The 11,795-nt window shown below is 72.9% G+C and carries 7 protein-coding genes; 5 read left to right on the plus strand and 2 right to left on the minus strand.

From position 1 onward, the window contains the following. Nucleotides 1-80 precede the first annotated feature (80 nt). The 3 genes from QMZ92_RS22185 to QMZ92_RS22195 are packed head-to-tail and all read left to right on the plus strand — an operon-like array spanning nucleotide 81 to nucleotide 6,149. Entirely contained in the window at nucleotides 81-1,019 is a 939-nt protein-coding gene (locus QMZ92_RS22185; protein WP_283299148.1) for an HlyD family efflux transporter periplasmic adaptor subunit, read from the plus strand. After that, the gene (locus QMZ92_RS22190) at nucleotides 1,004-3,274 is read left to right on the plus strand and encodes an NHLP family bacteriocin export ABC transporter peptidase/permease/ATPase subunit (RefSeq protein WP_502962109.1); all 2,271 of its coding nucleotides are present in this window, start codon (nucleotides 1,004-1,006) and stop codon (nucleotides 3,272-3,274) included. Before QMZ92_RS22185 ends, QMZ92_RS22190 begins: the two co-directional genes overlap by 16 nt. A gap of 1 nt (nucleotide 3,275) precedes the next feature. Next, entirely contained in the window at nucleotides 3,276-6,149 is a 2,874-nt protein-coding gene (locus QMZ92_RS22195) for an NHLP bacteriocin export ABC transporter permease/ATPase subunit (RefSeq protein ID WP_283299149.1), read from the plus strand. 424 nt (nucleotides 6,150-6,573) lie between these two features. Here QMZ92_RS22195 and QMZ92_RS22200 read toward each other — a convergent pair whose 3' ends face one another. Beyond that, nucleotides 6,574-7,701, minus strand: coding sequence for a S1 family peptidase (locus tag QMZ92_RS22200; protein WP_283299178.1), 1,128 nt, complete (start codon nucleotides 7,699-7,701; stop codon nucleotides 6,574-6,576). Nucleotides 7,702-8,472: 771 nt separating this feature from the next. Beyond that, complete coding sequence (locus tag QMZ92_RS22205; RefSeq protein ID WP_283299150.1) at nucleotides 8,473-9,201, minus strand: hypothetical protein; 729 nt, start codon at nucleotides 9,199-9,201, stop codon at nucleotides 8,473-8,475. Nucleotides 9,202-9,404: 203 nt separating this feature from the next. Here QMZ92_RS22205 and QMZ92_RS22210 point away from each other — a divergent pair, with 203 nt between their 5' ends. Further along, nucleotides 9,405-10,760, plus strand: a complete 1,356-nt coding sequence (locus QMZ92_RS22210) for a VWA domain-containing protein (RefSeq protein WP_283299151.1) — start codon at nucleotides 9,405-9,407, stop codon at nucleotides 10,758-10,760. Next, on the plus strand, nucleotides 10,760-11,542 hold the full coding sequence (locus QMZ92_RS22215) for a hypothetical protein (protein WP_283299152.1): 783 nt from the start codon (nucleotides 10,760-10,762) through the stop codon (nucleotides 11,540-11,542). The genes QMZ92_RS22210 and QMZ92_RS22215 overlap by 1 nt, the downstream gene beginning before the upstream one ends. Nucleotides 11,543-11,795: the final 253 nt, after the last annotated feature.

The following is an 11,795-nucleotide window of genomic DNA, read 5'->3' on the forward strand; positions in this document are numbered from 1 at the left end:
TGAGCCCCGGAGCCTTCCCCGTTCCGGGGCTCACCCAAGCTTTTCACTCCCGGAAAATTTGCAGTCGAGGGAAGAGTTACGTGCAGTTCCGCCAGCAGGCCCTTTCCAAGCTGCAGTCGCCGGAAGAAATCGATCTGCCGGTCCGATTCGCCCGCCCGCAGGGCTGGCTCGTCCTCACCGTCACGGTGATCGCGATGGTGGCGGCCACATTCTGGGCGATAAACGGTTCCATTTCGTCCACGGTGCGCGCACCGGGCATTCTCACGCACGCGCAGGGCAGTTACGTGCTGCAGAGTCCGGTCGCGGGCCAGGTGACCGAAGTGCTCGCCGCGGAGGGCAAGAACCTCCCTGCCGGCGCACCGCTGCTGCGGGTGAGCACCTCCGGTACCCGGGGCGAGGGCGACGGGGAGCCCACCGAGGACGACGGCTCGGGCGGCACCGGATCCGACTCCGGTGCGGACTCCGGCACCGGCTACGCGGTCGGGGACGGTGACAGCCGGGACGGCTCCAGGAAGAAGGAAGGCGCCCTCGTCCGCACCCTCGCAGCCGGCCGCGTCACGTCCCTCGTGGCCACCATCGGCACCGTCGTCACCACCGGCGCCGATGTCGCCGTCCTGGAACGCGTGGACGACGCCCGGTCCCCCCTGAAGGCGATGCTCTATCTCCCCGCCGACAACGGCACGGCCGTCCCCGTCGGCGCACGGGTCGACCTCACCGTCCAGTCGGTGCCCTCCCCGCGGTACGGAGTGCTGCGCGGCCGGGTCAAGGCCGTCGGGCGGAACTCGCAGAGCAGGCAGCAGATCGCGGGATTCCTCGGCGACGGCCAGCTCGCCGAGCAGTTCTCCCGCCAGGGCCGGCCCGTCACCGTCCTGGTGGAACTCGACCGATCCTCCCGCACCGAGTCCGGGTACGCCTGGTCGTCCTCCGACGGACCGCCGTACGCCGTCGAGTCCATGACCCCGGCCGAAGGCGCGATCCGCCTGGCCGACCAGCGTCCGATCGATTGGCTGCTCCCGTGACGGCTCCCTCCCCCACGACCGCCCGCACCGGCGGCCGCCGCGGCGGCGGTCCCCGGCGCGCGAACCCGCGCCGGGCTGCCCGCAAGCCCGCCGCACCGGTCAGGCAGAAGAGCGTCCGCACCCCGACCGTGCTCCAGATGGAGGCCGTGGAGTGCGGTGCCGCGGCGCTCGCCATGGTGCTGGCCCACTACGGCCGGCACGTGCCGCTGGAGGAGCTGCGGATCGCCTGCGGGGTCTCCCGCGACGGCTCCCGCGCCGGCAACATCCTCAAGGCGGCCCGCAGTTACGGCCTCCAGGCCAAGGGAATGCAGATGGAGCCGGCCGCACTCGCCGGTGTCCGGGCGCCGGCCGTCCTGTTCTGGGAGTTCAACCACTACGTCGTCTACGACGGCATGGGCCGCCGGTTCGGTCGCCGCGGCGTGCACATCAACGACCCGGACAAGGGCCGCCGGTTCGTGTCCGCGGAGGACTTCGACAGCAGTTTCACCGGCGTGGTGCTGGTCCTCGAGCCCGGTGACGCATTCCGCCGCGGGGGCCGCAAGCCCGGCGTCCTGCGCTCCGTGCCCGCCCGGCTGCGCGGCACCACCGGCACGATGGCCGCCGCGCTGCTCGCCAGCCTGCTGCTGGTCGCGGTCGGCGCGGCGCTGCCCGCGCTGAGCCGTACGTACATCGACATGCACCTGGTGGGCCGTCAGACCTCGCTGTTGGGGGTCCTCTTCGCCTCGATGGCGGCGATGGTCGCGCTGACCGCCGTGCTGACCGGTCTCCAGCAGGCCAATCTGCTGCGCGGCCGCGTCATCTCGTCCACGCTGAGCAGCGCCCGGTTCTTCCGGCATCTGCTCAGACTGCCCGTGACGTTCTTCGGCCAGCGCAGTCCCGCCGACCTCGTCCAGCGGTTGCAGTCGAACGACGCGGTCGCCGAGACCCTGGCCCGCGACCTCACCGCGTTCGGCGTCGACGGCATCGTCGTCGTCCTGTACGCGCTGCTGCTGTGGACGTACGACCCCCAGCTGACCGTCGTCGGCGTGCTCATCGCCCTGCTGAACGTGGTCGCGATGCGGGTAGTGGTCCGCCTGCGGGCTACCCGCACCCAGAAGCTGCGTGCCGACAGTGCCCGGCTGACGAACACCTCGTACACCGGCATCCAGCTCATCGAGACGATGAAGGCGACCGGTGGCGAGAGCGCCTACTTCCGCCGCTGGGCCGGGCAGCACGCCGTCACGCTGGAGGAGCAGCAGCGGCTCGGTGTGCCGAGCGCCGTGCTCGCCGTCGTGGCACCCGCCCTGGCCACGCTGAACAGCGCGCTGATCCTGTGGATCGGCGGTCTGCGGGCGGTCGAGGGCCATGTCTCGATCGGTCTGCTCGTGGCCTTCCAGGCGCTCGTGACCCGGTTCACCGCACCGATCACCCGGCTCAACGGCATGGCCTCCCGCATCCAGGACTTCGCCGCCGACGTGGCCCGGCTGAAGGACGTGGAGAACTTCCCGGCCGACGGGCTCTACACGCGGCCCGAGCCCCCCGCGGACACCCGCAGGCTGCGCGGCCACGTCACCGTGGAGAACGTCACCTTCGGCTACAGCCCGCTGGACAAGCCTCTGCTCACCGGCTTCTCGCTGTCGGTGGGCCCGGGCAGCCAGGTCGCGCTCGTCGGCGGCTCCGGCAGCGGCAAGTCCACTGTGTCCCGGCTGATCGCGGGCCTCTACGGCCCCTGGGAGGGCGTCATCCGCATCGACGGGCGGCGGCTGGACGAGATCCCGCGCGGCGCGCTCGCCGCCTCCGTCTCCTTCGTCGACCAGGACGTGTTCCTGTTCGAGGGCACGGTCCGCGACAACGTGGCCCTGTGGGACCCGTCGATCACCGACGAGGCCGTCGTCGACGCGCTGAAGGACGCGGAGCTGTACGACGTGGTCGCCCGGCGGCCCGGCGGCGTCCACGGCCGGGTCGAGCAGGACGGCCGCAACTTCTCCGGCGGGCAGCGGCAGCGGCTGGAGATCGCCCGGGCACTGGTGCGCCGGCCCAGTGTGCTGGTGCTGGACGAGGTGACCAGCGCGCTGGACGCGGAGACCGAGCAGCTGATCATCGACAATCTGCGCCGCCGCGGCTGTGCGTGCGTGGTGATCGCGCACCGGCTGAGCACCGTGCGCGACAGCGACGAGATCGTGGTGCTCGACCACGGCACGGTCGTGGAGCGCGGGCGGCACGAGGAACTGGTCGCGCGCGGGGGCGCGTACGCCGAACTGGTCAAGGAGCACTGAGGTGATCCCCGTACAGCCCGGTCACCACGCCGGGTCCGAGCACCCCGACGACGCGGTGCTCGCCGCGTTCGGCGGGCTCGGGCAGCACGTCGACTGCACCGGGCTGCGCAGTGTGCCGCTGGAGGGCCCGCAGGTGCTGTGGCTGCTGGTCGACGGCGCGCTCGACCTGTTCGCGGTCGACGCGGCCCGGCAGGGGCACTGGCACTTCCTCGGACGGCTGGAGAAGGGCACGCTGCTGCTCGGCCCGGTGGAGGGTCCCCAGCACACGCTGGTCGGCAGGCCGCTGCAGGGGTGCGTGCTGCGCCGCATCCCGCTGCTGGAGCTCCACCGGCAGCAGTCAGGTTACGGCGACGCCTGGTCGTACCAGAGCCCCTACCAGAGCGAGTACGACAGCAGGGACGGCACCCTGAGTCTGCTGGAGCACGCGTTCGCGCTCGGCGTGGGACGCGGCCAGCGGGTGCTGTTCGAGGCGCCTTTGGACGGACGGACGACGGGCGACGACACGGTGGCGGACGACGACGTCCTGTGGCTGCCGGTCTTCCCCGGCTGCGTGCAGTACGGCGCCGCGTTCAGCGCCGAGGCCGCCGCCGACCTGCTCGTCGACGGCGCGCTCTGGCAGCAGATGGTCAACCAGCAGTACCGGCTGCTGTCGGGACTCGACCGCTGGATCGAGCGGATGGAGCAGGCCCACGAGGACCGGGCGGCCGCCGGGATCAAGGCCGGGGAGGCGGTGCGCGCGGGTGCCGACCAGGCGCTGCTGGCGTCCATCGGCCACTCCCGCAGGGCCTCTTCGGCCCGCTCCCGGGGTGCCGTCTCCGACGACGCGGCGTACGCGGTGTGCCGGCTCGTCGCCTCGGCGGCCGGTATCACGCTCGGCGAACTCGCGCAGGGCGGGCCGGTCGACGAGCGGACCGGGCCGGTGGAGCGCATCGCCCTCGCCTCCCGGGTGCGCACCCGTGCCGTACGGCTCGACGGTCGTTGGTGGCGGGAGGACTGCGGTCCGCTGGTGGGTCACCGGGCCAGGTCCGGGGCGCCGGTGGCGCTGCTGTGGCGGCGCGGCGGCTACCGGGCGGTGAACCCGGCCACCGGCAGCCGCATCCGCGTCGACGAGGAGAACGCCGAGGAGTTCGAGCAGCGGGCCGTGATGTTCTACCGGCCGCTGCCCGAGCGGCCGTTGGGCCTGTGGCGGCTGATGCGCTTCAGCCTCCGCGGCTCGCGCACGGACGTGCGGAACCTGGGCGTCGCGGGACTTGTCGCCGTCGTCCTGGGCGCACTGGTGCCGATCGCCACCGGCAAGGTGCTCGGGGTGTACGTGCCGAACGCCCAGACGGACCTGATCGTCCAGGTGTCGGTGGCGGTGATGGTCGCGGGTGCCGTCTCGGCCGTGTTCATGCTGATGCAGAACCTCACCGTGCTCCGTATGGAGGGCCGGATCGAGAGCACTCTGCAGCCCGCGGTGTGGGACCGGCTGCTGCGGCTGCCGACGAGGTTCTTCGCCGAGCGTTCCACCGGCGAGCTGGCGAGCGCGGCGATGGGCGTCAGCGCCATCCGGCGGCTGCTGTCGGGCGTGGGGCCGGTCCTCGTCCAGGCCAGCACGGTCGGCGCGATGAACATGGTGCTGCTGCTGGTGTACAGCGTTCCGCTGGCGCTCGCGGCGATCGGCATCCTGATGGTGATCGCGGCGGTGTTCCTCGGCATGGGGCTGTGGCAGCTGCGCTGGCAGCGCCGGCTGGTGGAGCTGAACAACAAGCTGAACAACCAGGCGTTCCAGACCCTGCGGGGACTGCCCAAGCTCCGGGTCGCGGCGGCGGAGAGCTTCGCGTACGCGGCATGGGCGAAGCAGTTCGCGCGCAGCCGGGAGCTGCACCGGCGCGCGGGCCGGATCCGCAGTCTGACGACGGTCCTCGACGCGGTCTATCTGCCGCTGAGCGCGCTGATCATGTTCATGCTGCTGGCCGGTCCGGCGAACGGCAGTCTGACGGCGGGCGAGTTCCTGACGTTCCACACGGCCGTGACGATGATGCTGACGTCCGTGACCCAGCTGACCGGTGCGCTGGTCTCGGCCGCCGCCGTGCTACCCATGCTCGAACAGGTCAAGCCGGTCCTGGACGAGGCCCCGGAGGTACGGGGGACCAGCACCCAGCCGGGCGAGCTGTCGGGGGCGATCGAGGCCCGCAAGCTGTCGTTCCGATACACCGATGACGGGCCGCTCGTCCTCGACGACGTGTCCCTGAGCGTCCGGCCCGGGGAGTTCGTCGCGGTCGTCGGGCCCAGCGGCTGCGGCAAGTCGACGCTGCTGCGGATGCTCATCGGCTTCGACCGTCCCGCCTCGGGCAGCGTGCTGTACGACGGCCAGGACCTCGCGGCCCTGGACCAGGCTGCCGTACGCCGCCAGTGCGGTGTCGTCCTGCAGAACTCCCAGCCGTTCACCGGATCGATCCTGGACTGCATCCGGGGCGCGGAACCGTTCACGGAAGAAGAGGCGTGGGCGGCCGCCGAGATGGCGGGGCTCGCGGAGGACATCCGCCGGATGCCCATGGGCATGCAGACCGTGATCTCCGGAGGCGGCGCCATATCCGGCGGGCAGCGGCAGCGGCTGATGATCGCCCAGGCACTGGTCCGCCGCCCGCGCGTGCTGTTCTTCGACGAGGCGACGAGCGCCCTCGACAACGCGACCCAGCGGATCGTCACCGAAAGCACGCGCGCGCTGCACGCCACCCGGGTCGTCATCGCCCATCGGCTGTCGACGGTGATGGACGCCGACCGTGTGATCGTCATGTCCGAGGGCCGGGTGGTGCAGCAGGGCCCGCCGGCCCGGCTGCTGGCGGACGTGGACGGCCCGCTGCACGGGCTGGTGCGGCGGCAGATGATGTGACGGTGCGGCGGCGACCGGGCCGGGCTGACGACGGTGCGTTCGGCCGGCGGGCACCGCGGACGCCTCGCGGCACTCGGAGCCGCCCCGGCCGGAGGCCGAGTCAGCCGGGACAGGAGCATGCCGCCGCAGACACCCGAGGCCGATGCGTGGCCCCTGCCGGGTGCCCCGTTCGGGAGCCCGCCCGGGACGGCGTGCTCGACCGCACCCTCCTGATCCCCTGATCACGCGATCTCCCGGTGCGCGGACGGAGGTGGCGGGTGGCGCGGCCGTCCCGGTCGGGGCGGCCGCGCCACGGAGTGCGGGGATCAGGGGTGTTCGCAGGTGTTCACGGCTCGGTGGGCGGACGGATCGCGTGGTGTGCGCTCCTGCATGCGCTGCAGCGGTGCACGACGTGCCGGGGCACGCAACGCGTCAGGGGCGGTGGTCACGCGGTGTGGAGCGTCAGCCCGTACCGGCCGAGGATCTCGTTGACCGGCTGGAACCAGGTGTTGCCGCCCGTACCGCAGTTGCCCCAGCCACCGGACGTCACACCCTGTGCCTGGTCACCGCTGATGAACGAGCCGCCCGAGTCGCCGCCCTCGGCGCAGACGTCGGTCCTCGTCATCTGGTGGACGGCCCCCTGGCTGTAGTTGACGGTCTCGTTCCTGCCGAGCACCGTGCCGCAGTGCCAGCGGGTCGTCGAGCCGGAGCGGCAGACCGAGGTACCGACCGGGGCCTCCCGGGAGCCGCGGACGAGCCGGTCGGGGATCTGCCCCCAGCCGAGCACCACCGGGACGGTCCACCAGCCGTGGCCGGTGCTCACCCAGGCGTAGTCGTCGCCGGGGAAGGACGAGCCCCGGAACGTGCCCATGTCGGAGCCGTCCCAGCCTCGGACGAAACTCCCGGACCGGCCGCAGTGCCCGGCGGTGACGAATCCCCCGTGCACCGAGAAGCCGATGGAGCAGCGGACGTTGCCGGTGTAGTACGGGTCTCCGCCGACGACACCCGCGGCCAGCGTGGCGGGTGCCTGCCGTACGGTCTCGACCTTCACCGGACCGGCCTCGCGGGCCCGGTCGAGGAAGGCGCGGACGGCCGCGTCGGACTGCTCGCCCAGGACGACGCCGATGACGACGGCGTTGTCCCGGGGGTCGACGTACCAGTTGGCGACACCCATGGGTGCGCCGAGGCCGTCGATGTGCTTCATCGCGGCGTCGAGCCGGGCGGCGCTGTACCGTACGAGCCGGGTGTCGGCGCCCACCGCCGCCACGGCGGCTGCCTTGTGACGGTCCGTCACGGCGACCGTGAGCTTTCCCGTGGCGGCATCGAACCAGGAGCCCGCGTACGCGGACCCGGCCGCCCGTTCCGCCTTCGGCTCGACGGCGGAGGCCGCCTTCTCCCGGGCAAGCCGGTGACGGGCCTGCGCCTCGGTCAGCGCCAGGTCGCGCTGCAGGGCGGTGAGCAGTTCCGGCGACGCGGGAGCCTGGACAGATGGTTCGACGGGGGTGTCGGCGGCCGCGGGAGCAAGTGCGGCGCCGCCCCAGGTGCCGAGTACGAGCGCGGCGGACAGGGCGATGCGGCGCCATGCGCGGCGGTGGGGGCCGGGTGGTCGGCCGGTGCGGGTGGCCGCGCCGGCTGCCTCACGGCCCCGTGGACGTAATCCGGTCGTGTGTCTCACAACGGTGAACCCTTCGGTCGTCCCGGAGTTGCTTCGCTCGTCCCGGGAGTGGTGGGGGTGGTGCACCAGCTGAAGAGAGCGCTCTCACCGCCTCGTTACGACACCACCGCGAGCTCGCTTTGTCCAGACCTTCGGAGCGATCGGGCATCCGGCGAACGCGCCCGACCCCACCCAGCCCCACTCGTTGGCGCCGCGTTCCTGACGTCCCGTCGTCGGACAACGCGCTGTCCGACGGTGCCATACGCCGACCGCACCGCCGCCGAACGCGGACGTGAGACCTCGGACGGCCCGCCCGCCATCGGCACGGACGTCAGACGCCCTGCGCACGGCACCCACGTGCGGGGCGGCCCGCACCGCGGAGCCCCCGGCCCCGGGCGGCGGACCGACGGTACCCGGGACCGGTCAGGACCCCGCCGACGTCTCGCGGTCCAGGATCCGGCCGTCCACCGTGCCGACCGCGCCGCCGCTGGACGTCACGGCGTGCCGGGGTCGTACTCGTCGAGGGAGCGCCCGCTGTCGAGGGCTGTGCGCTGGGCCGGATTCCCCGCCCGGCGCCAGCCCTGTTCAGTGACCCGCCCGGTGTGCCGCACATGGACCCAGGCGGAGCGCTGGTCGGCGCAGACGTGGATCTGCCGTCCGCCGTGGAGGTCCGGAACCGTCCACTGCAGTTCACCGGACGGCAGCCGGCACTCGAGTTCGTGTGCCCGGGAGCGCGGCCGGCACCCGCCCGTCGTCCAGCGTCTCCGCCGCCCACACCTGCCGGCGCAGCTCCCAGGAGGACCCCGCCGCAGCTCCGCGGTCCCGCAGGAACGGGCGTGCCCGTTCCGCGTCCGGCGGGCGTACCCTCCGCTCGCGCGGACCGGCCGACTCACGGATCCCCATGGTGCGGTCCCCCGCCGCCGACCAGTCCTCGCGCTCGATCAGCGTCTCGAAGGCGTGGATGAAGGCAAGGTCGGAGTCGCGGTCCTCCGGGGACACCATGACCCGCAGCCTGCGGTCCTCCAGCCACTCGACGGCCAGCACCTCGCGTCGTTCCTCGAGTGCGGTCCTGACCGCACCCGACTCCAGGTCCACCAGGAGGAGTTCGCCGTGGAAGTCCCAACTGCCGTCGCAGCGGCCGGTTCCGACGGCCGCGAGCGGAAGGGACGGATGGATGCCGGCCGAGTTCACCGGCCAGTGGGAGAGGTGGAGGTGACGGCAGGCGGGATCACCGGCCCTGAACACGCCGATCCGGTGCTGCGGCCAGCGGTCGACGGCGGCCGTTCCCGGCGGCGGCCACCGGATCGATCCGAGGTCGCCGCCCACGACGATGCCGCCGTGCCGGGGATCGACCGCCACGACGCTCGGATCGCCGATCTCGGCGAAAGGACGGTCACCCAGTACACGTCGAATGCTCAATGGATGCGCCATGCCCCCTGCCCCGTCGGACGAAGCAGTCCTTCCATCGCGCGGCGGTGGCGTCAGCGGATGCACCGGCGACGTTGCCCACCCGGGCCGGCCTGCGCCCCGACACCGCGGTGGTCCTGCGCTGTTGCGCGTCTTCGCTCCCGCGTGTGCGCGCGGAATTGGGCCGGACCGCTCGGGCTCACTATGATCCGCCGATGATCATACGAAAGCGACTGGCAGCCGCCCTCTGCGGCGCGCTGCTGGTCACCGTCACCGGCGGGCTCCTCCCCTCCGCCGCCCTCGCCGACTCCGGCGGCACAGCCGACCGGGCGACCGCGAAGGAACCGCCCAAGGTCGAACTCGTCCTCGACGTCAGCGGTTCGATGCGGGCCCGCGACATCGACGGGCAGTCGCGGATGTCCGCGGCCAAGCAGGCGTTCAACGAGGTGCTGGACGCGGTCCCGGAGGACGTACGGCTCGGTATCCGCACCCTCGGCGCCGACTACCCCGGCAAGGACCGCAAGGAGGGCTGCAAGGACACCAAGCAGCTCTACCCGGTGGGCGAACTCGACCGGACCGAGGCGAAGACGGCGGTGGCGACGCTCGTCCCGACCGGCTGGACCCCGATCGGCCCCGCGCTGCTCGGCGCCGCCGACGACCTGGAGGGCGGGAACACCACCCGGCGGATCGTGCTCATCACGGACGGCGAGGACACCTGCGCCCCACTCGACCCGTGCGAGGTGGCGCGCGAGATCGCGGCCAAGGGCGTCGACATCACCGTCGACACCCTCGGCCTCGTCCCCAACGCCAGGATGCGCGCCCAGCTGATGTGCATCGCCGAGGCCACCGGCGGCACGTACACCTCCGTGCAGCACAAGGAGGAACTGTCCGACCGGGTCAGCCAGTTGGTCGACCGCGCAGCCGAGCCGGTCGTCACTCCGGTGGCCACCCAGGGCGGCGTACGCTGTGCCGACGCGCCGCGGCTGAAGGCCGGACTCTACGCCGACCGCGAGACCTTCGGACAGCACCGCTGGTACCGCGTGGACCTGCTGCCCGGACAGGAGCTGCGCGCCTCGGTCAGCATCGCGGCCGACCGCCCGGTCAACCGCGACCACGGTGTGCTGCTGCGCGCCTCGACCCTGGCCGGCCGAGAGATCGTTCGCGGCGAGTCGGCGGGCGACGGACGGACCGACGTCGTCTCCACGGGCCTGCGCTACCCCAGGCCCGAGACCAACGGCAGCGCCACGGACACCGGCACCGCAGACGGCACGGATGGTGCGGGCGACACCGACGGTACGGGGACCGGCGACGGCGGTCCCGCCGCCGAGACCGTCTGCCTGCGGGTGAGCAACTCCTTCTCCGCCCCCGCCTCCGTCAAGACGACCCCCGGCCTGCCCCTGGAGCTGACGATCGACATCACGAGCGGACCCCGTGACGCCGGCGACGCGGCGTTCTTCGGCCTCGGCCACGGCTGGTGGCTGCTCGGCCTGCTGACGCTCGCCGGCTTCGCCGCGGGCGGGCTGTGGGGCTGGGTCTCTCGCTGGCGCATCGCCGTCTGGAGGAGCAACTGATGCGTACCGTACGCATGTTCACGGCAGCGCTGCTGTCCGCCGCCGCACTGTTCACACTGCCGTTCCCGGGCGTCGCCGCCGCCGACTCGCCGTCGCCGACCGCGAGCACGGATGACGGGGCCGCCGCGCCGACCGAGGCCGGCACGTCCTTCCGTACCGCCACCGTCGTACGCCCCGGACAGCGGGCCACGGCGCAGGGGTCGACCGGTGACTACCTGTACTGGCAGTTCCCGGCCGACGCCGGGCAGCGGGCCACCGTCAGGGCCAGGGTCGACCTGCCCCGCTCCGAAGCACGCCACGGAACCCACGTCTGGCGGCTCGACGTGTACGACGGGCTGAGGCGCCGCCAGGCGTGCCGCTACGGCAGCGACGTCCGGTCGGCCCCCGCCGAGGCCCCGTCGGTCGAGCTGAGCTGCGCGCTGCGCACGGTACGAGCCTGGTCGGAGCCATGGGCCGACGACCCCCTGCCCGGGACGTACTACGTACGCCTGACCGTCGTCGGAGCACCCGCCGAGGACCTGGGCGAGCCGGTCGACGCGTCCGTGGAGATCACGGCGGAGGACTCCGGCGGCGCCACGGCCGTCGACGGGCGGCTCGCCACCCCGCTGGTCCCCGCTTCCGGCCGTGAGGTCGCACCGGACGGCGGCTGGTCGTCGGGCCGGTGGTCGTCCCGCATCCTCTGGACTGCCGGCGGCGCGGTGCTCGCCGCACTGGCCGGCATCTGCGGCTACCGCCTCACTCGCGGCAACGGCCGCCCCGCACACCTACCGCCGGGAGCCTGACGGCGCGGGGAGCGTCGCCCGGCCGGGGTCTGCCGGCCCGGGCGCGGCGGCGCTCCCCGTCGCCGGGCCGTCCCTCAGCCCGTGCGGGCGGAAACGGCCGTCCGAACCTACCGCGGCCTGTAGGACACGCAGCGCGCCCCGACCGCGCTGGGTGACGCCGGGCATGAGGCGGAGCCGAAGCGGGCGTGCCAGATCCTCCGCGGTCTCGCACGTGTCGGCCTGCTGGTCAAGGTGCAGGACTGGCCCGTCGTGC

It is taken from the genome of Streptomyces sp. HNM0645 (assembly GCF_030056615.1).
GTDB lineage: Bacteria > Actinomycetota > Actinomycetes > Streptomycetales > Streptomycetaceae > Streptomyces > Streptomyces marianii.

Bases quoted from the DNA above. Each gene is read 5' to 3' on its own strand.
- QMZ92_RS22210 (WP_283299151.1), top strand. From the start codon at position 9,405: ATGATCATACGAAAGCGACTGGCAGCCGCCCTCTGCGGCGCGCTGCTG.
- QMZ92_RS22215 (WP_283299152.1), top strand. From the start codon at position 10,760: ATGCGTACCGTACGCATGTTCACGGCAGCGCTGCTGTCCGCCGCCGCA.